This is a genomic window from Paenibacillus sp. Y916, from assembly GCF_056786435.1.
The window spans coordinates 62,685-88,663 of the sequence record NZ_JBXCJA010000003.1 but is presented as its reverse complement, the minus strand read 5'-3'; the positions used below and the strand labels follow the sequence as shown (position 1 = coordinate 88,663).

General features: G+C 44.3%; 24 protein-coding genes and 2 pseudogenes. 8 read left to right on the top strand and 18 right to left on the bottom strand.

The features are described 5' to 3' along the window. The coding region (locus tag AC1TO9_RS08490) for a copper amine oxidase N-terminal domain-containing protein (protein ID WP_482058879.1) at positions 1-735 on the bottom strand (735 nt) is incomplete at its 3' end. 312 nt (positions 736-1,047) lie between these two features. Then, complete coding sequence (locus AC1TO9_RS08485; protein WP_482058878.1) at positions 1,048-1,590, bottom strand: helix-turn-helix domain-containing protein; 543 nt, start codon at positions 1,588-1,590, stop codon at positions 1,048-1,050. 355 nt (positions 1,591-1,945) lie between these two features. On the opposite strand from AC1TO9_RS08485, the gene AC1TO9_RS08480 reads away from it, so the two are divergent. Next, positions 1,946-2,839: an MBL fold metallo-hydrolase gene (locus tag AC1TO9_RS08480; RefSeq protein ID WP_482058877.1), complete on the top strand. Its 894-nt coding sequence runs from the start codon at positions 1,946-1,948 to the stop codon at positions 2,837-2,839. After that, positions 2,832-3,842, top strand: coding sequence for an alpha/beta hydrolase (locus tag AC1TO9_RS08475; protein WP_482058876.1), 1,011 nt, complete (start codon positions 2,832-2,834; stop codon positions 3,840-3,842). Before AC1TO9_RS08480 ends, AC1TO9_RS08475 begins: the two co-directional genes overlap by 8 nt. Positions 3,843-4,113: 271 nt before the next feature. On the opposite strand, the pseudogene AC1TO9_RS08470 reads toward AC1TO9_RS08475, so the two are convergent. The 5 genes and pseudogenes from AC1TO9_RS08470 to AC1TO9_RS08450 all read right to left on the bottom strand — a co-directional run. Next, positions 4,114-4,185: pseudogene (locus tag AC1TO9_RS08470) on the bottom strand (AraC family transcriptional regulator); the annotation flags it as partial. Between the two features lie 308 nt (positions 4,186-4,493). Continuing rightward, a complete protein-coding gene (locus AC1TO9_RS08465) occupies positions 4,494-4,838 on the bottom strand; it encodes a MerR family transcriptional regulator (protein ID WP_482059139.1) in 345 nt (114 codons plus the stop codon). Between the two features lie 24 nt (positions 4,839-4,862). After that, positions 4,863-5,684, bottom strand: a complete 822-nt coding sequence (locus AC1TO9_RS08460) for an SDR family oxidoreductase (protein ID WP_482058875.1) — start codon at positions 5,682-5,684, stop codon at positions 4,863-4,865. Positions 5,685-5,986: 302 nt separating this feature from the next. Then, positions 5,987-6,136, bottom strand: coding sequence for a hypothetical protein (locus AC1TO9_RS08455; protein WP_482055752.1), 150 nt, complete (start codon positions 6,134-6,136; stop codon positions 5,987-5,989). Positions 6,137-6,155: 19 nt separating this feature from the next. Next, complete coding sequence (locus AC1TO9_RS08450) at positions 6,156-6,575, bottom strand: hypothetical protein (protein WP_482055751.1); 420 nt, start codon at positions 6,573-6,575, stop codon at positions 6,156-6,158. Positions 6,576-6,695: 120 nt separating this feature from the next. On the opposite strand from AC1TO9_RS08450, the gene AC1TO9_RS08445 reads away from it, so the two are divergent. Further along, positions 6,696-7,382, top strand: a complete 687-nt coding sequence (locus AC1TO9_RS08445) for a hypothetical protein (RefSeq protein ID WP_482055750.1) — start codon at positions 6,696-6,698, stop codon at positions 7,380-7,382. A gap of 62 nt (positions 7,383-7,444) precedes the next feature. Here AC1TO9_RS08445 and AC1TO9_RS08440 read toward each other — a convergent pair whose 3' ends face one another. From AC1TO9_RS08440 to AC1TO9_RS08425, 4 genes are all read right to left on the bottom strand, one after another. After that, on the bottom strand, positions 7,445-11,095 hold the full coding sequence (locus tag AC1TO9_RS08440; RefSeq protein ID WP_482055749.1) for a multicopper oxidase domain-containing protein: 3,651 nt from the start codon (positions 11,093-11,095) through the stop codon (positions 7,445-7,447). 20 nt (positions 11,096-11,115) lie between these two features. Next, positions 11,116-11,403 (bottom strand): hypothetical protein, encoded by a 288-nt coding sequence (locus AC1TO9_RS08435; protein ID WP_482058874.1) that lies wholly within the window; start codon positions 11,401-11,403, stop codon positions 11,116-11,118. 16 nt (positions 11,404-11,419) lie between these two features. Next, on the bottom strand, positions 11,420-11,704 hold the full coding sequence (locus AC1TO9_RS08430; protein ID WP_482058873.1) for a hypothetical protein: 285 nt from the start codon (positions 11,702-11,704) through the stop codon (positions 11,420-11,422). A gap of 61 nt (positions 11,705-11,765) precedes the next feature. Beyond that, positions 11,766-12,515 (bottom strand): hypothetical protein, encoded by a 750-nt coding sequence (locus AC1TO9_RS08425; protein ID WP_482058872.1) that lies wholly within the window; start codon positions 12,513-12,515, stop codon positions 11,766-11,768. A gap of 199 nt (positions 12,516-12,714) precedes the next feature. Here AC1TO9_RS08425 and AC1TO9_RS08420 point away from each other — a divergent pair, with 199 nt between their 5' ends. After that, positions 12,715-13,269 (top strand): hypothetical protein, encoded by a 555-nt coding sequence (locus tag AC1TO9_RS08420; RefSeq protein WP_482055745.1) that lies wholly within the window; start codon positions 12,715-12,717, stop codon positions 13,267-13,269. Between the two features lie 400 nt (positions 13,270-13,669). Beyond that, positions 13,670-13,984, top strand: a pseudogene (locus AC1TO9_RS08415) (sensor histidine kinase); the annotation flags it as partial. A gap of 209 nt (positions 13,985-14,193) precedes the next feature. Here the strand turns inward: AC1TO9_RS08415 and AC1TO9_RS08410 are convergent. Beyond that, positions 14,194-15,114, bottom strand: coding sequence for an alpha/beta hydrolase family protein (locus AC1TO9_RS08410; protein ID WP_482059138.1), 921 nt, complete (start codon positions 15,112-15,114; stop codon positions 14,194-14,196). Between the two features lie 109 nt (positions 15,115-15,223). Here AC1TO9_RS08410 and AC1TO9_RS08405 point away from each other — a divergent pair, with 109 nt between their 5' ends. Then, the gene (locus AC1TO9_RS08405) at positions 15,224-15,694 is read left to right on the top strand and encodes a MarR family winged helix-turn-helix transcriptional regulator (RefSeq protein ID WP_482058871.1); all 471 of its coding nucleotides are present in this window, start codon (positions 15,224-15,226) and stop codon (positions 15,692-15,694) included. A gap of 343 nt (positions 15,695-16,037) precedes the next feature. Here AC1TO9_RS08405 and AC1TO9_RS08400 read toward each other — a convergent pair whose 3' ends face one another. Further along, positions 16,038-16,781 (bottom strand): uracil-DNA glycosylase family protein, encoded by a 744-nt coding sequence (locus AC1TO9_RS08400; RefSeq protein ID WP_482058870.1) that lies wholly within the window; start codon positions 16,779-16,781, stop codon positions 16,038-16,040. Between the two features lie 550 nt (positions 16,782-17,331). Between AC1TO9_RS08400 and AC1TO9_RS08395 the strand changes: the two genes are divergently transcribed. Next, positions 17,332-19,356 (top strand): right-handed parallel beta-helix repeat-containing protein, encoded by a 2,025-nt coding sequence (locus AC1TO9_RS08395; RefSeq protein ID WP_482058869.1) that lies wholly within the window; start codon positions 17,332-17,334, stop codon positions 19,354-19,356. A gap of 204 nt (positions 19,357-19,560) precedes the next feature. Here the strand turns inward: AC1TO9_RS08395 and AC1TO9_RS08390 are convergent, their stop codons facing one another. After that, complete coding sequence (locus AC1TO9_RS08390) at positions 19,561-19,818, bottom strand: hypothetical protein (RefSeq protein WP_482058868.1); 258 nt, start codon at positions 19,816-19,818, stop codon at positions 19,561-19,563. A gap of 75 nt (positions 19,819-19,893) precedes the next feature. On the opposite strand from AC1TO9_RS08390, the gene AC1TO9_RS08385 reads away from it, so the two are divergent. Then, a complete protein-coding gene (locus AC1TO9_RS08385; RefSeq protein WP_482058867.1) occupies positions 19,894-20,508 on the top strand; it encodes a glycoside hydrolase family 16 protein in 615 nt (204 codons plus the stop codon). A gap of 25 nt (positions 20,509-20,533) precedes the next feature. Here AC1TO9_RS08385 and AC1TO9_RS08380 read toward each other — a convergent pair whose 3' ends face one another. From AC1TO9_RS08380 to AC1TO9_RS08365, 4 genes are all read right to left on the bottom strand, one after another. Beyond that, positions 20,534-22,198, bottom strand: a complete 1,665-nt coding sequence (locus AC1TO9_RS08380) for a glycoside hydrolase family 13 protein (RefSeq protein ID WP_482058866.1) — start codon at positions 22,196-22,198, stop codon at positions 20,534-20,536. A gap of 326 nt (positions 22,199-22,524) precedes the next feature. After that, positions 22,525-23,517: a LacI family DNA-binding transcriptional regulator gene (locus AC1TO9_RS08375; RefSeq protein WP_482058865.1), complete on the bottom strand. Its 993-nt coding sequence runs from the start codon at positions 23,515-23,517 to the stop codon at positions 22,525-22,527. Positions 23,518-23,727: 210 nt separating this feature from the next. After that, on the bottom strand, positions 23,728-25,086 hold the full coding sequence (locus tag AC1TO9_RS08370) for an SLC45 family MFS transporter (RefSeq protein WP_482058864.1): 1,359 nt from the start codon (positions 25,084-25,086) through the stop codon (positions 23,728-23,730). 379 nt (positions 25,087-25,465) lie between these two features. Beyond that, a complete protein-coding gene (locus AC1TO9_RS08365) occupies positions 25,466-25,765 on the bottom strand; it encodes a VOC family protein (RefSeq protein WP_482058863.1) in 300 nt (99 codons plus the stop codon). Between the last annotated feature and the right edge of the window lie 214 nt (positions 25,766-25,979).

The window sequence follows — 25,979 nt, the reverse complement described above, 5'->3', positions numbered from 1 at the left end:
TCCCGCTGGGCCTGCTGCGCCTTGTACTCCCGCTAGTCCTGGATCTCCTTGCGATCCCGCTGGGCCTGCTGCGCCTTGTACTCCCGCTAGTCCTGGATCTCCTTGCGATCCCGCAGGGCCTGCTGCGCCTTGTACTCCTGCTGACCCTGAACCTCCTTGTGATCCCGCCGGTCCTGATGGGCCTTGTGCTCCCGCTGGCCCAGTCGCTCCGGTATCGCCTTTATCACCCTTGACTCCATTGACTTTAGAATCCTGCGATTCTTGGACAACCGATAGCTGCGTACTGATGGAGATGGTTTTCGCGGTGGAATTCCATTCTACTTCTGCACCGAATAATTCGGCAATAAAACGTACCGGTACCATAACCCGGTTCTGAATGATTTTAGCAGGTTGATCTAGCGTGACCTTCTCCTCTACATCACCGACTTTAGTGCTGGCGGTCGGGTTGCCGATAATCAGCGTACCCGATGCATCTCCTTTAAAAGCTACTATTGTTTGTGTAGAACTGTTCCAGTTAAGAGACACACCAAGCGAGTCTTCAAGGACCCTCAACGGCATAAGCATGGTTCCTCTATGGACAACGGGTTCAACGTCACTCGGGATTAGGCTATCATTAACGATAATAGAAATCTCAGCCACTTGGCCGAGCGAAGTCGCCTGAGCAACAGGAACTGCAAACAACGTCATTACAAGCATAAGTACAATGAATAATTTCAGTCTTTTTATTTTTATCACTTTACTTCCCCCCACATTTATGAACTTTTGGTGACACGATCGCCGCTAGACGGACAAAATTAATCATTAGATTTCTCAAAAAGACAGGTATTTGATTACATTAATTACGGCTCCCTGACTCTAGCCGGCAAATTATATTTTAATATAATAATTCAATGATTTTTGTAATCCCAATTACAAAATAGTTAAAGTATTTTTCCTCCGTCACTTGTGATACGGTTCACCTTAACGGGTCTATCGGCAAAAACAAATAGCGGCCTCATGGCCGCCATTAATCTGTAAACGAATTAGATGAAAAATATATACCCTTTATTAGAACGGGGGAGTCGCAACGGAAAGAAGAATGGTTTCGCCTTTCCAAATATTTTTATAGCGATGAGGGAGGGTAGCATCATAGTAAATGCTATCTCCTTCCTCTAGAACATAGCGATCATTACCAACAATAATCTCCAATTTGCCTGAAACTACAAATGTAAATTCTTCCCCTTCACTGTGACCGACACTGATCTCCCCAGAAGTACCACCTTCTTCAAGTACCCCATAAAGCGGACCCATTTTGTTGCTGTTTCCCTGACTAAGCGTAAACCAGGTAATCCTGGATCCTTCGGATTGAACAAGAGGCTTTCGTTCGTTTTTTCTTATGACAAGGCTTCGTTCGTCATTTGCTAATAAATCCCTGAAATTGATTTGCAATGCATTGCCGATCCGCTTTAATACGCTCATGGAAGGATTAGCCTTATCCCGCTCAATCTCGCTGAGAAACGATAGCGAGATTGAAGCTGCTTCGGACACGTCATGGAGAGTTAATTTTTTCTCTTTTCTTACTTTACGGATGGAATTGCCTATTGAATTCATGTAGATTTTTCTCCCCTTTGCTATTTTTTACGCTGACAGCGAAATAATATCGTTATTATATGTCACAATCTGTGCTTTTACAAGCATTTGAAGTGGGGCAGAATTACGTTCTAAAAACGTTGATTTGTGAACATGATTGCATTAGTATTTATATCAAGGTTGATGTAAAGCTAGCTCCCGGGGCTAGTAAGCATGGTCTTCAGACAGAACACCTTTGAAAGAAAATTTTCCAGACCTATCTGGGTAGTATTCGTTGCTAGCGTAATTTACGCTCTAGGGAGAGAAACAAGCATCATGTCTCTTCCTGCAAAGACATAATATCCGATAAATAAATTATAGTGGGAGAGAAACAATTATGGCACTAGGCTCAAAGATCTATAAAGTGGGAGATATCACAGTCAGACGCATAAATGAATTGGAAACAAACGGATATACGGCGAAGGACCTTATTCCTGATTGGGATCCGTCCTTCTTAGAACAGCATAAAGACTGGTTGCTTAAAGGAAGCATGGATGAAGATCTAGAACATGTCATCATTACGATCGGAAATTGGATCGTGAAAACTCCCGAGCATACGATTTTAATAGATACGTCTACTGGAAATGATAAAAACTTGCCCAATAATCCGGGTCTTTCTAATCTTCAGCTTCCCTATCTCCAATGGTTGGAGGAAGCTGGCGTAACCCCCGAGGAAGTGGATTACGTCTTGCTGACGCATCTCCATTATGATCACGTCGGCTGGAACACTAAGCTAGTTGACGGCAAATGGGTTCCGACCTTCCCGAATGCCAAATACATTATGCCGAGGATAGAGGAACAATTCTTCGGTAGTTCGGAAAGCCATAACGAGGCAAACCAGGTAAGCATTAATGCCTACGAGGAAAGTGTTTTACCGATTATCCAGGCGGGATTAGCCGAATTCATCGGACCAGAGGGCGGAGACTTTATTGAAGGAATCAAATTCATCCCATCGGCGGGCCATAGCATCGGTCAAATGTCGATCAGTATAACATCACGTGGGGAAGAAGCCTTCTTCGCCTCCGATGTCTTGCATCATCCGATCCAGGTATATCGTCCGGAATGGAACTCTTGCTTCTGTGAATTCGACGAACAAGCACGTGAGTCGCGGCTTTGGGCGCTTGCCTATGCAGCGGATCGCAAAGCCCTTTATTTTGGAACGCATTTTCCTGGCACTTCAGCAGGTTATGTGAGTCGAGATGCAGACGGCTTCAAATGGCGTTATGAGTAATAACATGAATACAAATCTATTATTAAACGAGCGATTCATTGTGAAGGAAGACTTTAGAATTCAAAGCGATACACCGGGCATTGAACTGCTGGTTAGAAATAAACGCTTGGCTTCCAGTGAAAGCTTTACCGCGGAACGGACAATATTGATCGTACATGGTGCAACCTATCCAATCGAAAGTCTATTTGATGTCGAACTCGACGGCTTTACCTTCTTGGATTTCCTCGCCAGTCATGGTTATGATGTGTATGCCGTGAACGTACGCGGTTATGGTGGATCGACTCGCCCACCCGAGATGGAGCAGCCTGCTGATCACAATCCTCCGCTCGTCCGAACCGAAACAGCCGTTCGAGATTTTGGTACTGCAGTTGACTTTATCTTGAAGCGAAAGAAACTGTCCAAAATCAATGTGTTCGGGATGTCCTGGGGCGGGACCGTAGCAGCCGCTTACACCAGCATGCATAATGATAAGGTGAATAAGCTTACACTAGTCGCACCGCAATGGATAAGCTCGGAGCCAATTCCACTTGATCCCGGCGGTCAGATTGGAGCGTATCGCTTCGTTCCGACCGGTCATATGAAGGCAAGATGGTTAGGCGCTGCTCCGGAACATAAGAGAGACAATCTCCTCCCAGAAGGCTGGTTCGAGAAGTGGTCAGAAGCGACACTTTCTTCTGACCCCACTAGCAAGATGCGGACCCCCCCGAGTATCCAAGCCACTAACGGTCCCATACAAGATGTACGCGAATATTGGGGCGCAAGCAAAAAGTTCTATGAACCCAAAGATATCAAGGTTCCGGTCCTTTTGGTTCATGCAGAATGGGACATCGATGTTCCGATCGAATTGGCAAAAGAGTTATTCTCCGAAATAACAGGCGCTCCCTATCGGCGTTGGGTCGAAATCGGAGAAGGAACGCATATGGTCATGCTTGAGAAGAACAGATTACAGGTCTTCAAGGCTGTGCAGCAATTTCTCGATGAAGAATACAGTCCTGCGAGATAAATCCCCCCAAAGTGTGAAATAACATTTCCTAAATTCAAGAAGACCCGTAGCCACGCTACGGGTCAACAACATCAAGTGGAGCACCCGTGGAACCACTCAGCCTTTACAGCCCCAAGACATCGCTAAAGCGATCTGCTATGCCATCGAGCAACCGGAATGGGCCTCGGTGAATGAAATCATTATTCGCCCCTCTGCTCAGGTCAGTTAATCTTCTACTTAAGGCGGAAGGTAGTTCATCGGTTTTAAAAGTGATTCGTTCCCAAGTATATCTGCGCGCAGATATCGGAATGATCCCATGGAGATTCTTGAACGCCCGTGCGAACGCTTCCGGCGATTGGTATCCATTAATGGATGCCTCGCAATCTTTGGCTATTACACCACTTTGAGCTTGCTGACAGTTTGAAATGTCGTTAATTAAGATTTATCTTGGTCTCCTTTTGTTTTTAATTTAGTCTTTGTATCTATTACATACAGATGATTATCTAGATATTCAATTTATTATTATTGTAATCGGCTATAAACAAAAAGCCTCTGTCCAGGTCTAGAAAATGTTCAGTCTGCTGATTTAAAAACGAAAACCTGATCGGACAAAAGCTTTACTTTTGTCCGATCAGGTTTAATTTTATTCTTCACAATGATTCACAACTTTCTTCAGAACTTCTCACCATACTTTTCAAGCTTGTGTTCAATCATAGATGCATATGTCATTAATTGGTTGACTTGGTTCGATACCCTCTCCTTTTGCCGATTCAGTAGATCGACACGTTTTGGGATTGTTCCATCGCCTTGGAGGGTTAATTGTGCAAAAGTCTTCATTTCTTCAATGGTCATCCCGGTGTCCCGGAGACAGAGAGCGAACTTAAGCCATTCCATGTCATCCTCGTCAAAGACTCTTGTGCCGAATTCGTTACGTTTTATAGGAGGAAAAATCCCCTCTTTTTCATAATATCGTAAGGTATGAATAGACAGACCGGTTTCTTCTGCAACCTTGCCAATCGAGTAATTAATAAGACCGCCCCTTTAACCAAGAACTTGGCTGTATACGTACGCTTTAAACTCCTCGTCTTTTAATTGTTCGCGAAACTTCAATATTTCCTCAGCATCTTGGCCAGCGGGATACCTTAATTGATCACTTTCGTCCGTTACTGCTCTAAAAATGGTTTGAGCGACCATTTCTGCTGTGGCTTGTAGGTGAGCATTTTTCTGGGTGAATTTCTCAAACCCCTGATTGAAAGATTCGGAGAAATCATTATAGTCTGACAGCAATTCATCGTGCAATCTTTCGGCGGAGCTGTACCACGGAGTTTTTACAATGCCCGGCTCGATTAATTTAACCTGAATATTCTGGGAAGCCAGTTCGTAGGACAGCGATTCGGAGAAGCCCTCTACGGCAAACTTAGTTGCATGGTATAAAGAGGTTAAAGGGAACGTGATTCTTCCGCCTTGAGAAGAAATGTTAACAATCATGCCTTTCTGATTTGCTCTAAAATGTGGTAATAGGGCTTTCGTCACTCGCATTAATCCAAAAACGTTTACGTCAAACTGGTTGTGAATTTGTTTTTCGGTAGCTGCTTCAAAAACTCCCACTGCTCCATATCCTGCATTGTTTATAAGTACGTCTATTTGTCCGAAGCGTTCTACGGCTTCACTTATAGCACAATGGATGCTTTCTGGCTGCTGGACGTCCATAGGAGTCACAAGAACATTATTATACTTAATAAGTTCGGTTTCTTTTTCCGGGGATCGCATAGTTGCTACGACGTTCCACCCTTGTTCTGCGAAATGCACGGCTGTCGCTTTCCCTAACCCTGTAGATGCACCTGTAATAAATATTGTTTTCATTTATAAATCCTCCTAATCACAAGTTGTTTTCATTATAATGTCTAGAGTTTACTCTATGTCAATAGCGATGTTTCGAAAGGGAGTCAATCATAAAAAACGCGGAACCGATTGCGGCTCCACGTTAAGATCATGAGAGAGTATCCAGATTAATTCTTCACCTTCGAATCTGTTACGTTGACCATCGTCTGGACAGATGTCCATGCTGCAGCTAAGTCATCACGCGAGACAAAGCAGACGAGAACACGTCTTAGTTGACGTGTTTTTTCCGGTTTAGTTTATCCGTGAGAATAATAAGCGTATCCTTATTTCTGCACAGAATCATGATGCTCATGCTCGCTATGATTTGTCTCTCCCTTTTGACATCCCGCCAGAACGAGCGTAATGGCAAGGAGAACCATTATGATGCAGATACCCGTTCTAGAGCTACCCGATGCATTCGCTTTAACCCTCATTAACGTACCTCCTTCGGCGTTATGCTCTAACGGATAAGCACAGCATGAAAAAAGACATACAAGCCAGTATTGAGCAGAAAACGGCAATGGTACCCGGATCACTTAGGTGCATTCCCAACATGGGTCCCATTAAGCCGGACATGACGCCGCTTGTCACTCCGCTGACGATGGTTTGGTAATCGACAAGTGAGCCAAAAATGATACCTATCACAATGGCCGTGCATGTCGTCCCAATGATGACCAGGGTGGACATGTCGTGGGACAGCCATGTACTCAGTACCGCTCCGATCGCGAGTCCCGAGACGCCGCTCGCCGTCATCGCGATATTCATGCCCAGATGGTAGCTGATCAGTCTTCTCGCCTTATATAAATACAGGTAGGAAATTACCCCTACTAACAAAATAGCTGCCAGTAATAGCAGCGCCCCTACGTCCGTCATCACGCTTCCCTCCCTTTTATATTTCTAATATATAACCTTAGAAATATATTTATTCCATTCGGCCGGCACGGAAATAAACGAAGCTGTAAAGATCATAAGATAAAGGGAGGTGATCTGATCATGAAACCACGAGAAGAGTCCAAATACACGTCTCCGACGAGTACGCTCCCGCTCCATGAATTAAAAGTTAGACAGGATTATCTGCATGGACTAAATCTGCAGCGTTTAAGCGAGGCTATGCCGGCAAAGAAGAACGAAATGATTTTACTTAAATTTTTCAAACACAAACGGTTTCAACAGGTTGCGGTCTCCTGGCAACATTGTGGTGAGACGATCGAAACGATAGGCAAGGTGGAAGTCGTCGGCCGAGATTTTGTCATCATCTCTCGCTTGATTCATCGTTACTGGCTACCGTTCTCTGTCATTACTTCGGCGAATATACCGCTCGGATTGCCCAATCTATCTTCCACTCACCAGCACGCGGTATTCGACCAACGCCTTCGCAAGCAACTGACAATAGAATTCGGCCGGACCGTGAACAAGCGTAATGATTTGCTCCGTCAGTTCTTCGAACCCTCCTTGGAAAGCTACTTAAAAACGTGGGAAGGCACGGTGTTTCAGGTTCGCACGAAACAAGAATCCGGAAGTTCCCTGGTCAGAGTAAAGGAAGGTCGGCTAGTTGCATTAAATAGCGCACGAAACCAAACAGATATTCTAACCCACGCGATCTCTTGCATTCATGATGTCCGTTTGCTGAATTCGCTCTCTCCTCTCCTGTTCATCCTCCCCAAAAAATCAGGTAAATGAAAGGGAACCCACGATTTGATCGAACACCGATCACATCGTGGGTCTGCTTTTACATGTGGGGATCAGTAGCGATCGATAAGCTTTTGAAGCGAAACGATCGTCCGGTCGCCCGGCTTCAGTACTCTGAAAATCCCCCATAATCCCAGCTCGATGTCCCAGCGGATATTGCCCGATCGGTACATATAATCACCCGGTCTTCCGAAGAAACCACCAGCTCCGTAAAGGAGGAGGAAATCGTCCGACGAGCCGACCGTGTTCTGCCCCTGCGTTGAGACCGCCTGGGAATTCACGTCGTCATCACTTCGGAGCCATGTATGACCGTGCAATACAAACGTATGGGTGCGAGGACGATCTGACGTAAAGACAAAACGAATGACCACAGGATCGCCGACATGCGCAAGGAACAACGGGGTGGACGGATCGCCATGCACCTTGCTGCTGAACACCTTGGCGATATCCAACACGTTGGCCAGACGGTTCTTGAACCGTTCCGCGCGGTAATTAAAGCCCCGCGAGCCTTGGTCCTCGAAATCCTCCACTTCACCAGGCTCCGGCGAATCGAGCAGAGGCGGCTCCGGATCGACGATTAAATTACCATCCTTGTCAAGCAAACGAACACCGTCATGCATGATGAGGGCGAACTCGCGGAACGAGCCGAACGGATTGATCACGACAGCCTGACTCGCATTTACCTCAGGCTGACCCGTCAAGGAGTTCACATATTTCGAGCCTCTCGGTTCTGTAATGAGAATACCGAAGGCGCCATGATGGCGGTGATGCCGGATATCCGCCATATCGACCAGGTTCACTGCGCCTAACTGTTTGTCGATATACCAACGATACGTATAGCGCTCGCCCGGGCCGATCGTTTGATCCAAATTGAATCCGACGGTCGCCCCATCGGCGTCCCTAACGTCATACACCAACAGCTGCGCGTGCAGCGATATTCGATTTGAAGCTTTGAATGGAACCTCCACCGCAACGGCCGGATACCCAAAGCCGAGAGGTTGAGTATCCTTCTTCAGCCGGTTATGCAGTGTCACTTCGATGACCTCGCCGACGTTGGCGCGAAGAACTAACGGCTCGGGGTTGATCTGCCCCTTCCGGATATTACGAACGTCACGTGTCAACGCGAAAATCAAGCCGTCTGGATCATGGTCACCGAACTTGTTGTAGACAATCGGCGTTTGAAGCGCCGTTACGTCATAGGAACGAACCGGTGCGCCCGGCGGTCCCGGGTTGCTCTTCGGAATAGCTTTCGGCGGTGCCTTGCAGGTCATCTTCGGCAACGGATCGTTGCGCGGCGGCGGTGCTGGCCGATCCGGTAGCGGCAGTAGATGGGGCACTCTCGAGCCGAAGGAACGCATGATGCCCCAGTTACCAAGCCAAATATCGTCCAACGAACCGTAATGGTAGAGCATATCGAAGTCGCCTTCACCCTCCACCTCGAACTCCAACGTAAACGACTCCGAAATACCGATGTGCATCTGCTGCACCAAGTCAGAGTCGATATCCGGACGTTCTCGGTTCCATCGCTGCCGGTGCAAATTGAAGGAGTGGGATTCTTCATGTGCACCATCGAGAAGCCGAATACGCACCGAATCACCGTTATAGGTCTGCATCAGCGGCGTAACCGGATCGCCGTGCAACCACGAGCTGAAGACATATGCCGGATCGAAGCCCGGCTGATTCAGCCGGAATTGAATGGGTTCATTGCGGTAGTTCACACCCATTACCCCAGGGTCCTCATGGGAGCTGGGGAAATTAGCCGGATTGAGAGGCTGGCCGTCTTTATCGAATAACAGTGCAAAATCATGCACGAACAAATTAAATTCCCTGAAGTCCGGGATAAAGGGCTGTACGATCATAGCCTGAGTACCGGAGCGGATCTCTTCTCCCGTAACCGGCGAGAGATGACGGGATCCACGGGGCTCAATATTGATGCCGGCAAATACACCATGCAGCTGATTCGAATTCGCGAACAGATGGTCATGCCAGAAGGTGGCCTTCAGCTCCGCGTCCGCAAACCACTGATAGCGGATCGTCTGACCTGGCAGTACGCCGGAGTCATAGTTCCAACCGACATTCGCTCCATCGGCCACGAGCGGATCGAATTTCACGAAGTGTACGTGCATTCCGGCTTCGTAAGTGCGGGTCACAAGCTGAAATGCGTTGCCGCCAATCGTCTCCGGGAGCAGATTCGTAAACTCTAAATGTATGCACTCGCCTGCGTTCGCGCGAATGACGAGCGGCTCCGGAAGCTTCCGTCCCGCCAGCACATCCTCGACGTCCTCCAGCAACACATACAGGCGTCCTTCCGGATCATGCCATCCATGCTCGTTATATACAATCTTCATTTGAATGAGCGCAATTTCATAATGACGCTCAGGCGTTACGCCGACGATGCAGGGATTGACAAAAACCGCTCCCGGTACAGCATTAGGCGCAAATTGATTGATTTCAAGCTGAGTGGATTCCCTTCCCCCGATTATACCGAGGGGCGGCCTTGGTGCCTTGCAGCCGACAATGCCAGGAATGAAATTCGGGAAGCCCGGTCGGGCGGGCGTAGGCAAAGCCGGCATCGGGCGGCCCAGAAGCGGCTTGAGCGCTTGAATCGGCTCTCCATTCGGATAGCACTGGCTTCCGTCCTGCAGCGTGTTGAATATTCGCTGCATCCCCCACATTCCCTCCTCGAAATGCGGGTACAGATGACAATGGATAATGACGTCACCGAATGCGCCTTGAAGGCTTCCCGCACCGTATGCCGGCGATACCGTATAATAATTTTGCGGCGAGATCGCCTGTGAATCGAGGGTCTCGGAGTCGATGTCGCTCGGCTCGAACAGCCATTGATGGACATGGTAATGGAATACGTGGGTCTCCTTCGTTCCGCCATGAATTAACCGGATTTTAACGGGGTCACCGACGTACGCCTTAAGAATAGGAGTCGTAGGATCGCCGAATACCCAAGAATCATGATGGACCTCTTCACCTTCGAGATCTGGAGAGACGACCCCCTCCTGGATGAGGCGAGACCGGTTACGCATTGGTTCTGCCCGGTAGTTGACGGCGTGAGTTGCGGATGGTTGCAACGTGTGAGGATCAATTGGTTTGTCGCCGGTCATATCGTCGACTTCCATCTCGTCATGGAAGAACCAAGCGTATTCGCGGAATGAAGGAAGGAACGGATTATGTATGTCCGCAAATACACCGCTGTCGATCGGCTTTCCCGTAACCGGATCGGTCCACCATGAGCCGCGAGGCTGCACGATCAGCGCCCCGAATAAGCCATGAACCTGCGTTCCCGACTCGCTGGACAATGTATTCCCCAGATCGCTGAAATAATGAATACCCTCAATGAGCACATGCCATCTGTACGTGATCCTCTCACATGGAGCTACGGTCGTATCTGGATTATTCCCGACAAAGGCGCCGTCAGATGTCCGTACATCGTATTCTGCGTTCTGGATATGCATCGACGTATTAAAAGGCAGCTGGTTCTCGAAACAGATCTCGACCTCATCGCCAATAGTGGCTCGAATGATCAGTGGTTGCACGAGATCGACAGGTGTAAACGGATTTTTCGCGACCAGCCCTCTAACGTGCGCTTCATTCTCCTTCAGTATGTACATAATACCATCGGGGTCATGATCTCCGAAATTGTTCACCACGATCCGAATCGGAATGGCCACGATGTGATAGCTTCGCAGCATAGGATTATCTCTCCCCTCGACTAAATTTGTATCGATGGTATAGGAACGCCTTCCGTTTCGAAATAAAACACATAAATCTCGTCGATATGAGTCCGAATCACTGTACCGTCTAATTCGTTGATATTGTTCAGCTCTACGACAATGTAGGCAAAGTCTGATTCCACGTTCACGAGTAATCCGACGATGAAGAACGGATAGGTTTCCGTAAAGATCAGCACCTTCGTTCCGATATTCAACACGAATTGCTCCACGACACCTCGCTGGCGTGTTTCGTTGGCATCGGTTGATCCTGTTGATAATTCTTCCATATTGTCTCTCCCCCTACTAAATCAATGGTATCCTGCGTTCTGGATCGAACGGCAGGATACTCACGATATGCTCGATAGGAAACATAAGTGGTGTCGGAAAACGGAAGAAAGGTGCGTTTTGCATTTTGATGATGGCGGGATCCAATAGAATCGAGCCTACAAAAACTTCGGCAAGTCTGCCGCTGAAGATTGAGCGGAAGGTCTGCCCCAAAATATTCAGCTGGGTGGCGTCAAGAATAATCAGAACATCTTGACCGAGAAGCTCTTCAAAAACCGTGTTATTCGGCGCGACAAATTTCAAAGCGGGTCCCTCCTGTTTAGGAATAAAATACTCACCTTATACCTATGCCGCGCTTGATATACTATAGACCTTTTTTTACCTTCAGAACCGAAATATCATCCAATTTTATACGCTTTACGGATCTTCTTTCTGCCGATTTCAGCAGAAGTTCATCTTCCTTCACCTTCAGGATAGTGCCCGTTTCAACGCTGCCGTCCTGAAGGATGACAAGGGTGTTACGACAGGTAAACGGCACTAAAGCAATGGACAACGGGATACCGAAGAACGCATTCAATAAATCGATATTTCCGGATACTACTTTACCGAAATTCAGCGTTAAGTCTCTACGTTGCTGCACGTTCAAGCAAGGCAGATGAGGATCGTGCACGATCGGTGGTCCCGGACACAGCAACCCTTCGATCTTGATGATATTGGTATACAGTACAAACGTCAGCCACTTGTGACCACTAAGCTGCAAGTAATCCTTGCCCGACTCGATAAGAAAACCTTTGACATCGAGATTACGCCGTTCATTTTCCACTTTTAAATGTAGGAATTGACCCCGGTTAGCAAGCAGCTTTAACTGAAAGGCACGCAGTTGATCCGGATCCCTGGGATTACCAAGGGCACGCAGGATGTCGTTCGCGCGGGCAATCTGTAATTTAAGCTCCTTCAGTTTCTCCGGTGATAACGGGCTTACAGGTGATGGGAATAATGGCGTCGGTATTCGCTCCGGGCATCCTTTTCTCCGTACCTCCTCTTTGGGCTGCAACTGAGGCTCGCAAGTGAAGCAGGCTTGTAAATCCGGGCGATGCAATAGTTTACTTATCATAAGTTAATCGTCCCTCCATAGTTAGGCATTCGTACAAATGTACTTCATCCTATGGCCTAACGCCCATTTAGATATGGGTAGACGCCCATTTTTGTCAAAAAAAATAATAGCAGGAACTAGGCGTTTATACCTTACGCTGACTAACGAGTGGGCGTATATATATCCCATCTTACTAGGAAACCACAGGAGGTCGTGTACAGTGATCACAACACGCAAGAAAAAAGGAAATCGTATTTTATTATCGAAGAAAGCTTTCGTTTTTGTCCCTAAACATTCGATAAAGGAGCATTGCGGGTGCAAAGATACCTTCAATCACAACGACAAATGTGAACATAGGCGGTATGGGGTAGGCTTAGGTCACGGTTACAAGGTGGATCGCTTCAAAAGCTCGTTTTGTTTTGATCCATGTGTGCAGATTCGTCTGGCCGGCTTGAACGGTGGCTTGAATTTTCAGTTATTCCGCTTTAAAGGCTGCCGTGTGAGAATCAATATCTTGGCGGGCGAAAGGGAAAAGGTGATTCGCGGGGTGATCTGCAACGTCGGCACCGATTTCGTGGATCTCAAGCAATTGGATGGAACAGTCATTACCATCATGCAGGAACGTATCGTCGACGTCCATTGGCTGTCCGGGAAATGCGGGCCTTGCAATCTGAAACCGCGTCGTCGCAAGAAAGTATGCCCTCCGATATTCAAACCAGGGCGCAAAACCAACCGCAGACGTACGTTGGTTGATGAGGAGGATTACGAGGAATAGATATGATGGATTTAAAGTAACCCCTACGTTATAAGTAGAACTCCCCTTACTATGCCAAAGTGGATTACCAACGATCAATGTGTTTTGTAATGTTAATATTGAAGCGGATTGGGCGAAGGATTGGGGGTTGGCTGTAACGGCATGTAAAAAGGCTCCTACTGGGAAGCCTTTTTATTCTTTCTTTTTTAATCCTGTTCTTCCTCCATATTTAACTCATCCTCACTCCAACAAATGCTTCCTGTAAGTGTATCTTTCGTAAAGCTATCCACGAAGGATGAACCAGTTCAACTCCGTTCCGGCTAATGCGAACGAAATACATATCGACAACGTCGTTATTAATATTCCGTCCCATACGGTAACGGTCGATCAGCAGGAAATCAAGTTGACTCCCCGCGAGTTCGCGCTCAGCATCAACCTGATGCCAATGCAGTTGAAGCATTCGATAGCGGAGGAACGCAAGGCGGAAAAGACCAAAAACGATTTAATTACCGGTGTATCGCATGACCTGCGCACTCCACTGACCTCGATTCTCGGCTTTCTCGAAGTGATCGAGAAGGATCGATATCAGGATGAAGTGGAGATACGCTATTACGTCAACATCGCGTATGAGAAATCCTTGGCGCTTCGGCGATTGATCGACGAACTGTTTGAATATACGCGAATCAACAACGGCATGCCTCTGGAACAGAGCGAGCTCGATATCGCTGGGTTAATCTCCCTGCACGTAATTGTCAGCACAGTTAACGGGCCCTGAAGATCGATCCTAACAAATTCAATGTTTAGTAACATTGAGCTATGCTCAACTTCAAACTATCTTGCCCCTACTTATGATACGGTTCACCGCACTGTCTGTAACGGCAAGTTTTAGGGCCATCCTTTTGATGGCCCTTTCTTTGATTCGCTTTGATCACGCCTTTTAGGTTCTTACTTAGATTCGATGCGACCTAATGGATTGGCACCCTCCTCCAGATCTTTCCGGGCTGCCAACCAGCTTGAATCGTCGAGATTGAGCGCATCGCGAAGGTAAGACCACGTGAGCTGCTGGAGCAAAGCAACTCGTTCGGGGTTCTCGTCCGTCGTCTCCGCGACGTTGTACCCGGAGATTCCGCCAAGTATATGTTCTGCCTCGAAGAGGGTGAGCAGGCTCTTACTGCCCGGGCTCAGGAAGTAGGGGTCTGTGAACCAGTCCGGCCCCCGAGTGGACAAGTGGGATTGGTCATGATCCCCCGCGACCACGAGAGTCGGCGTCCTCATATCGGAGAAGCTCGGGTTCATGAATGGGAAGTGCTCTGCCGCGAACGGACTCAAGTCAGCTTCACCAAGGCCAGTCGTGGAAAGCAATACGCCCGCCTTGATCCGCGAGTCGGACATGTCCTCTCCCGGTTCGCCATTGGCATCGAGGACTCGCGCGCCAAGCAGCATGCTCACCGTTTGGCCTCCCCAGGAGTGTCCGGCAGCGGCGATGCGGCTGCGATCGAGACGTCCGCTGAGGCCTGGAACGGAAGCTTCAATAAGATCAAGTTGGTCAAGGATGCGCTTCAGGTCTTCGACGCGGAAACGCCAGATCAGTGGTGTACGGGGATCGTCAGGAGGAAGATTCAGCGTCCTCGAGTCGAGATGGGTGGGTTGAATGACCACGAAGCCGTGAGCAGCCCAGTAGTCGACTAACGGACCGTAGCTATCCATCGACCAACCAAAGCCTTGCGAGAAAATAATAATAGGTAATTGGCTACCCGTCGCTGGCGCTGATACCCGCACTTGCAAATCCTCACCGCGGCCCGGGGCTGACAGCACTATCGGCTTTACCGAGATGACTGGAGTAGACGTACTTACGTGCATTTTCATAATAGATGTTCCTTTCTTGGTCTTCTCAATTTGAGTACAGGTTGACGTATCAACCTGTAGTAAATGTAGCATGTTGAAGTTGTCACGTCAACCGTGCTATTATATTCCTATGGATAAGAGAAAACTGAACGATGAAGAAATTCAATTATGGTATAAGTGGAAAGGCTCCTTTCACAGCATCTTCGGTCGCGTAATTAAAGAGATGTCCGAGCGCACCGGACTATCCGAAGGCGATTATGGGGTATTGGATCGGTTAGACCTTCTGGGGAACGACAGCCTTCGCCAACAAGAGTTGGCTGAATCTATGGACTGGGATAAGAGCCGATTGTCACATCATCTGACTCGGATGGAAAAACGTAGCCTTGTGATGAGAAAGCCATTAGACGCAGATCGCGGTGTTCAAGTCATCATCACTCCCATTGGAAAGTCAGCATTAGATGATGCCCGGCCCATTGTCTCCATGGCCATACGCAAACATTTCCTAGATCAGTTAACCGATCTAGACATTGAGTCGATTACGAGGCTGGCGGAAAGAACAAAAAAAGGGTCTTCAGCGTCTAGTAATGCCTCGACGCCGTGACCACGTTTTTTGAAACAAATATGTTGAACGTTAATTGAACCGGCCCCTTCCACCAAATAACGGAGGGGGCTTTTGCTTCAGCAAGCAACAGTCCCCTCTAGGTACCCCATCGTTCTGTACTCCAAAAGCAAGCAGCAGCCCGTTTACACCGACTTTTCCTCCGAGTAATATCCATCCCAAACTCATGCCTGGGAAAGTGCCTTTCCAAGAACTCGGGTATCTCCGAAAAACTTGTCGTTACTTGTGGTACGGTTCTCCGTAACGGGGCTATCGGCAAAAATGCGACCGTAAGCGTCAAACAGCCCCCACCTTGTCATCAAGTTGAGGGCTGTTTGACGCTTACCTAATTTTCAAAAAAAGCTTTCAAAGACTTTTCCATCAATTCGAAGTTCTGTTTAAACTGAGCCTTTCGATGACCATTTGCACCAGATGGATGAGGAAAACCCCATATACAATTATCAAGTACATGTTTACTTGTTTTATCAAAATGAATCAGTACATTCTCAACCGCTTTGCCTAATGGAATGATTAATGGGTTTTCTAGTAATACAATCTCTTCTAAAAAAGAACTTCGTGCAAAATCTCGAAGAAATGGTACTGATACTAAGTTAGGATTACTTCCCGTATAATTCAGACTATTTATAAATACCGGATACGGCAATACAGAGGTTGTATGAAGAAGCTCTGATGTTTCATTGAATAAACACTCGCTAGAAGGAATTAGTAAATATTTATTTAGACTAAGTTCATCAAGCATTTCAATTAGATTTTTTCTCATGCTTCCGGCAAACCGTGCTGCTTTCTTAGTCCTGATTAGGATTTCTTCATCTGAAAGATGCATATTTAAACAAGCTCTTGCCTCTTCAAATGCTATTCTCATTTGAGTCCATCCAGGGGTTAGACCAACAATCATTATTTTTGCTGATGTGTTTACATATTCATTATGGGGTGAGTAAAACATAGTAACTTCCTTAGAATTCAATATATTAAACTCGTTTCTTAATAGATCATCTTTACTAAGTATTTGGTTAATCGGAAGTGATGCAATTGCCGGCTTGTATTTATTAAATGCATCTCTTACAATCATTTTCTACCTCCTCAGGTTAATCATTTATCAAAAAGTTATACGAATGAATCATCTGACGAATGATGAGGCGCCTGCGCTAGAATTACGAGAGCAAATGAAAAAGGCTTATGATCAGGTATACACAAAATTATAGAGCACTTTTTGGGACACACCAGAGATTGAGCTTCTCCTGTCAAGGACCGGCGATCATAGGGTGAGGAAAACATATTTCTATGTCACCATTCTTCACATTTTAAAAGGTCTCTACACACTTCTTATCACTCAAATTTATTGCCCTACTTATGATAAGGTTCACCGTAACGGGGCTACCGGCGAAAAAATAACCTGTGTCCCATAATCAAGACAAATGCAATCATCCACCGCCACAGGCTTTCATCTAATTTGTACAAGGACATCAGCAAGGTTTGAAATAAATGACGGCGTATAAGGTAATCACTATAAATAATGAAACTGTACTATAATAGATACATCAATATTTTTATACATAGCCTGCCGTCAGCTTGTAAGGAATTCTTACGATTTTTATAAGGTAGGAAGAAGGAGAGATTTTATGGAATATCATGTATCCATACATGGGAATGATCAGGTAAAAGGAACAGCTAGTCAACCCTTTCGTACAATATCACGCGCTGCGGCTCTTGCCATGGCTGGTGATACGGTTATTGTCCATGCCGGAGTATACAGGGAATGGGTTAACCCGGCTAATGGAGGAACAGCGGAGCATGGAATCATATATCGATCCGCAGGAGACGGTGAAGTAGTCATTACAGGAGCTGAACAGATTACCGACTGGAAGTCTGAAGGAGGCAATGTTTGGAGCACAGAAGTTCCCAATTCCATGTTTTCCGTTCGTAATCCCTTTGAGGTGGAGTTGAGTGGAGACTGGCTGTTTGACGGGGCCTTCCCAGTTCATCTCGGTGATGTGTATTTGGATTGCAAATCTCTGTATGAATGCGATAGTGTTGAAAAGGTTCACAAGCCCGAAGTTTGGCCCGAAGCCAAATATCCCAAGGACTCATTGTTAAAATGGTATGCCGAAGTCGGATCTACAACAACAAAAATTTGGTCCAATTTTGGTGGAAGAGATCCTCGTAAGGAAAATGTAGAAATTAATGTCCGTCCTTATTGCTTCTGGCCTGAGAAATCAGGACTTAACTATATAACCGTAAATGGCTTCACCCTTCGTCAAGCCTCTCCTCAATGGGCGCCGCCTACTGATTACCAGGAAGGTTTGATCGGACCTCACTGGAGCAAGGGTTGGATTATTGAAAACAATGTGATCAGTGAATCCAAATGCGTTGGGATCAGCCTGGGTACCGAAATCGGTACAGGTCACACCAAGTCTTTGGACAAGCATATTAAAGGCGGTACTCAACGTGAGCAGGAGGTTATTTTGCGAGCATTACGCTCCGGCTGGCATAAGGATACCGTCGGCAGTCACATCGTTCGAGGTAATGTGGTTCATGATTGCGAACAGGCAGGTATTGTAGGTCATATGGGGGCAGCCTTCAGCAGCATTCATCAGAACCGCATTTACAATATTCACCACAAACGGCTCAGACACGGTGCCGAAGTAGCAGGAATCAAACTGCATGGTTCCCTGGATACTCAAATTAGTGAAAATATAATCTATAGCTGTTACCGTGGGCTTTGGCTTGACTGGCAGGCACAGGGCACCCGCATCAGCCGCAATGTATTTTTTGACAACATTTCTGAAGACTTGTTCGTTGAGGTTTGCCATGGTCCGTATCTGGTTGATCATAATCTGTTCCTCTCTCCCATGAATTTCAGGAATATGGCACAAGGTGGAGCATTTGCCCATAACTTGTTTGCAGGTAGGTTTGTCGTTCGTTCCGAGATTACCCGTACTACGCCGTATCACTTCCCTCACGAGACGGCAATGGCAGGATACTCCAATATCACTGGAGGCGATGACAGGTACTACAACAATATCTTTTTGGGGGATAGTGTTGCTAATAAGGAACCTGTTCCCGTAACCTTTTTTGAGCATCTTCCACTTAAACCAAGGGATGAAGTTGGAGGTGACGGGAAGACGATCATGGATGGTGTTCCGGACAATTCCATTTGCTATCTGCATGCTGTGGGACTGGGGGGCTACGACAAACATCCTGATGCAAAAGATAAGAAATGGTGGGAATACACCAAAGAAGAGCTTGCTGAGCTTGGCGATGCCGCAAAGGATTTCTTTATAGGAAATGCTGTACTTCCGGTGGCTATGGGTGGAAATTTATATCTTAACAATTCGGTTCCAAGTCGTCATGAATCCAATGCGAAGATCTATGCGCAGACGGGCATAAAAGTTGAGATAAATCCTGCACAAGGCAAGGTGCAAATTCAGGTCAATGAGCCCGAATTGCTTCGGGGAGCCTCTGCAATGTTGGTTACCACCGGCCTGCTTGGCAAGACTTATCACGCCGATATGAAGTATGAGGAACCGGACAGCACTCCATATCGTTTTGACTCCGACTTTTTCGGAATAAAGAGACCTGATGCAGATGTCACACCCGGTCCGTTTGAATTGACCGAAAATGGTACCATTGATTTTGAATTTTAGTTGATTATTGAGGATCCAGTCATTTTAGGTGATTGGATCTTTTTCGTGTGTACTGATACAACTTTCATTTTAGATAAGATGAATATACATGGTTGTAATGGCTGTTATGCCGATGAGATCCATATAGGTAGCATTTCGTTGTACCGAATTGGTGTGCTTCTAGATAATGACTTCTTGGTACTCATCTTCTCCATTAAAGAATTTTCAAGGTTTAATATTCATAATTTTTAATCTACCATTATTGACAGCTACCCAATAAATGGCGCCATCATAATACACTGGGCGCTCAAATGAATTTAACGGTAGTCCACCGAGTGATGTTGCAGGGGTAATAATTTTCCCATCTTCTGATAATACCATATAAATTGTGTCATCTTTTGTGGACCATAATATAACAATGTGGTCATTAGCCGAAACAACTTGTGGAGCAATAACATCTGTATCAGTATAATTAGTAAGCATGCACACCATAGTCCGTTACATTTTTGTTAGTTTTACACGGGGAATTCTAACAACCTATATATCAATGAATTTGGCTTGAACTTATGTGCACGCCGCGAATCAATAGAAGTAGACGGTCGCAACTTTGCCTATACATCCGCTCGTTTGGACTCTAAGGACCATCTTTCTTTTTGCTACGGCAAACTAATTATCCGCGCAAAGCTGCCCTTAGGACAGGGATTATGGCCTGCGATCTGGTTGCTTCCACAGCAAGAGATTTATGGCCCTTGGCCCGCCTCCGGTGAGATCGATATTATGGAAGCGAAAGGCCGCCTGCCTAAGCAAGTATCTGGTACGCTGCACTACGGGAAAGATTGGGACCATAAAGTGACCGATGAGTTCTCCTACCAACTTGAAAACAGTACAATTAACGAATTTCATGATTATGCGCTAGAATGGGATGCCAACTCGATCCGCTGGCTAGTAGATGGACGTTGCTACGCAGAGCGTCGCCAGCAACCAGACATTATGCCCTTTGACGAGTATTTCTATCTAGTGCTCAACCTTGCGGTAGGTGAATGGTATGACAATGTGTCGGTGGATGAATCTGTAGTTGGGGATGGTGCTGTAGTTAAGGGAGAAAGACAAAAAATCCCCAATAAGATGACCATTTTAAAGTGTCTATCTTATTGGGGACATTTCATTCACTAACTTAGACTTCTTTTTGATGTCTTCATTATTTCGAACGATAAATACGTGCTTCATACGGTGCAAGCGTCATACTTTGTTCATATGAATCCGATTTATTGATATTACTTAATACTAAATCAAAATTGTAGTTGTTTAACTGCTCAGGTAATGAAATCTGTACTTCTTTACTGAACATATTAACAATAACAACTGCTTTTTCGCCATTCCATTCACGCGTATACGCATAAACTTGCTCATTGTCAGGCAGGATTAGGTCGTATTTACCGTATACTAATATCTTATCAGCTTTACGCAACTTGATCATCTTCTTGTAATAACTTAAGATAGAATTTTTATCTTGTTCCGCTGCAGCAACATTAATTGTTTTATAGTTTGGATTTAGCTTCAACCAAGGTGTACCTGTTGTAAAGCCAGCACCTTCTCCAGCCGTCCATTGCATCGGTGTACGAGAGTTGTCTCGTCCATTAATCCAAATCGGTGCCATAATTTCTTCATGCGTTTTACCAGCGGCAATTCCGATACGGTAAGCATTTTTTGCAGATACATCGTTGTAATCATCGATAGAGTCAAATTTCGTATTCGTCATACCAATTTCTTGACCTTGGTAAATAAACGGTGTTCCTTGCATAAAGAAGAATAATGTAGCCAGTGCTTTAGATGATTCTAACCAATAATTTTTATCATCGCCCCATACAGATACAGAACGTGGTAAATCATGATTTTCAAGGAATAACGCATTCCAGCCTGCACCTTCTAAGGCATTTTGCCACTGGGTATACACATTTTTCAGTTCCAATAAATCTAACTTACCATCAGTTTCTTGACCCCAAAGTCCATTCGCTTCAAACTGGAAAATCATATTAAACTTACCGTTTTTCTCGCCAACCCAGTCTTCTGCTTCGTTGATTGTTACACCGTTAGCTTCACCAACAGTCATAATATCATACTTTGCAAAGGTCTCACGGTGAAGTTCTTCTAAGAAAGTTTGAATGCCTGGTTGATTTAGATGATACGGGAATGAAGATACATAGTCTAAGCCATCTGGATTCGGTAAATCAGGGAAACCAGGCGCTTTTTTAATATGTGAAATCGCATCTACACGGTATCCATCCACACCTTTATCTAACCACCAGTTTACAGTATCAATTAGTTCTTTTCGTACTACTGGATTTTCCCAGTTAAGGTCAGGTTGTTTAGAAGAGAAGATATGCATGAAATACTGATCGGTTAACTCATCATATTTCCATGCTGAACCGTGGAAAATACTTTCCCAGTTGTTCGGTTCCTTACCGTCTTTACCATCTCTCCAAATATAATAGTCACGGTATGGATCATCTTTACTTTTTCTTGATTCAATAAACCAAGGGTGTTCATCGGATGTGTGGTTAATAACAAGGTCCAAAATCAACTTCATACCACGAGCATGTACTTGTTCTAGTAATTCATCGAAATCAGCCATTGTACCGAAATCAGCCATGATATCTTTATAATCAGAAATATCATAGCCATTATCATCATTTGGAGATTTATACATTGGACAAATCCAAATGACATCAATTCCTAGATCCTTTAGATAATCAAGCTTTGTTATTATACCTTGTAAGTCACCAATACCATCACCGTTCGTGTCAACGAAGCTACGTGGATAAATTTGATAAGCTACTGCTTCTTTCCACCATGTTTGTTTCATACTTATTTCCTCACTTTCACATTTCCTAAATATAAAGCTAGAATGAGTAACTCCCAGTTGTTCATATATGTTCAGTTAAATACATTCATTGGAATCCACCCTATTGATTACTACTGAATGTCTTTAGTTATTGGGAACGATTTCAATTTGATTCGATAAATATTTACTTCTAAATATCCTTTATAATAACATTAAATTTCATATCCATAATTATTTTTATTATACCATTTTTTCGAAATCGGTTTCAATTGAAATTCAACAAACGGCACCAAATGAATTAAAATCCGACATTGATTATAGATAGCGGATATTTCACTTTTATAAATTTATGTTGTTTTTCTGGCCACTAATTGAAAAGGTAATGTAAACATCTTATTTTCAACATCTTTACCTTCCAATCGCTTAATAATTAAATCCATTGCAGTATAGCCCATTTCACTGACAGGCTGTTTAATCGTAGTCAGTTCTGGTGATAGCATTTGTGCTAAAGGTTGATCGTCGAATCCAATGATTGCAAGTTCCTCTGGTATACGTATCCCCTGATTTCTAGCTTCCATGATTATACCTGCTGCAACTTCATCGCTTCCTGTGAAAATAGCTGTCGGCCTATCCTGCATATCATAAATTTGATGCAATACTTTTCGACCATCTTCTACGGTATGTCGCTTTATAAAAATCCAATTCGGATTGATTTCGATTCCAGCTTCTGTTAATACTTTCTGGTATCCTTGATTTCTGTCTTTATCTTTTCCTGACTGACTAAATAAGCCGCCTGTGCAATAAGCAATTTTTCGATGTCCTTGGCTAACTAAATGTTTTACACCTTCGTATGAAGCCATAAATTGATCAACTCTTACCGTTGGTACGACTGGTTCAGATAAATACTCGTTACACATGACAATCGGACCATATTTCAAATAGTTATTTATTATATTCCAATCATTTTCATATGCCGTCATAATGACGCCATCAACTTGTTTATGTTTCATTAAATTCAGAAAATTTATTTCACGCTCACTATCTTCATGACTTTGAAAAATAATCGTCTGATATCCTCTTATATAACCTTCTTTTTCAATCGCTTCCACTAGGTGAGAAAAGAACGGATTAATTATTCTAGGGACAATTACGCCAATTATAGTACCATTTAACCCTCTTAATCTTTGAGCTGCTACGTTCGGTATAAATCCTATTTCCTTCATGACCTTTAAAACACGTTCTCTTTTATCTGATGCTATATGCGGGTAGTTATTTATTACCCTAGACACCGTTGACTTTGAAACTCCTGAAAGGCGGACAACATCGTTAATATTAGGCATATATTTCACTCCATACTAAACTATTTTAGTGGATTGTTAGAGATCAGTTTTATATTTGTATATCCAATTATATTCCTGAAGGAGACAACAAATCTATAGCCTAAGTTTACAAAGATAAAAAAGAAACGTCAAAAACATTAAATTGTTCATTGACGCTTCAAATAATTCTAGCGATGTGCTTACTTATAGTATGGTGTAATAAAACACTACCTAACTTAAATAAGTTTCCTTAACAGTCACAACAGATAGCGATCCTAATACAAGTAACACACCTGAAACTAAAAGCATAGCTGGCATTGAAGCACCTAATAATGGGAACAACGCGAAACTAAGACAAGAAGCAATAATTTGAGGTATACAAATACTACCGTTAAATAGACCTAAATATGTGCCCATATTTTCACCTGACAATGCATTTGTTAACATTGTGAATGGGAACATCATCATACCTGCCCATGCAATACCAATGCAGAAGAATGAAACAAGTAATACACCTTGATTCTCGATAAAGAATATAGTGCCAAATCCAATTGCACCAATTAATAAACTTAATGCATACCAAATTTTGCGATGATTATTGGAAATACGTGACAGTATAAGTGACCAAATTACTGCGGCAATGGCTTGTACAGCAGAAAGAATACCAAACCAGTTACCTGCTGTTTGGTAGGCTGCACTAGATGCGTCAGTTGTATTCCAAACATTGTCTGCAATTGCTCCTGTACCGTACGTCCATAAATACTGAAAACCCATCCAACAAAATAGTTGAACTAAAGAAATCGTCCAGAATATTCTAGGAGCTTTGCGAAGTAAAGCAATCATGCTTACTTTTTCTCTTTTCGTCTTAAGTGCTATTCCATGATATGCGGCATATTCAGCGGGTGAATACTCCTTAACTTTTAATACAGTAAATACGCTGCAAATGATTAAAATAACTGCACCTACATAGAAGGAAACGACTACTGATTGTGGTACAACTCCCTCAGGTGCTGTGTTTGAGACACCTAGAAACGTAAGAACAAACGGAAAAATACTAGCTAGTACAGCACCGCTATTAGAAAGAAAGCTTTGAATGGAATAGGCAAAACCCTTTTGTTCTTCATTGACCATATCACCAACCATCATTTTAAATGGCTGCATAGCTACGTTTGAAGCAAGATCCATGAATAAAATAGTAACGGCTGCAAAAGTCAATGCTACTACTGATGTAAATCCAAAGCTACCTGAATTGGGTAGTAGACACATAACAATGACGGCGACTATAGCACCGACAATTAAATAAGGAATACGTCTTCCTAATCTGGGAAACCAAGTTCTATCCGATAAGTAACCTACTATAGGTTGAACAATTAGCCCCGCAAGCGGAGGTAATATAAAGAAAAAACCTAATGAGTGAGGATCAGCACCAATCGTTTGAAAGATACGCCCCATATTTGAACTTTGTAAAGCAAACGCCATTTGTACACCCAAGAAACCAAAACTTATCATCCAAATCATACTAATTGGAAGTTTAGGTAGTTGTCTTATTGTACTTACACCACTCATTTTTTCAGACTGTTCAGCTATCATTACATCCTCCACTTATATTTATTTGGTTCTCTGTGTTGTTATTTACTAGGATCTATAGTGGATTGTTAAATTCATGGAAAACATTTTATGAATGAGTTGAAATCGATTTCAATTTAGTCAAAAAAATATACAAATTACCATTCCACATTACTCTAACTTAATAACAACAACACTTACAAGTATCTATAAAAGTTAATTAACTTGTTTTAAACCACAAGTTATTATAGTACCTTTTCTCATTCTAAACAACACTTTCCATGAAACAACATAAATTCGTTATAAAATTGGAAATGAGTGCGTTTTAATTTATTTGTGATATGGTTCATCGTAAAATCTATAGGGCGAAATTAAAGGGCACCCATCAGGTGCCCTTCATAGTTTAAACAGAGCGGTTAATCGCAAAGAGAGAATGAATGTTTCCTTCCGGATCTGCAAAGAAACCCGTAGTGTGTCCCCAAGACATCGACTTCGGAGCTGTTATCCCCGTAGCCCCTTTTGAAACAATATCATCATACTTAACGTGGACATCCTCAGGCGAATCACATTCGAAGTTAAGCTCAAAGGCCTGCCCTTTACGCTCTTCAACAATAGCCTTAAATCCTAGAACATCCCGATAAAACCTAGTCAATCCAGGAACATCAAGCGCCAAAACAGTGATTCCTTCTAATTTTACTCTCATACCGTTAACCCCACCCTCCAACAGAAATTCAATAAAGATTCTTTAGCTATTTAAAACTAACTTCCTTTATTATACTACTAAGTTCTTCAACATCCCTGCACTAGCTGCAATAAAAAAATTCCTATTTGTGATACGGTTCACCGTAACATCTGTAAGGCGAAATCGAGGTAATATATCTGCTGATAAATTAAAATGCCTGGACTATTATTCATTA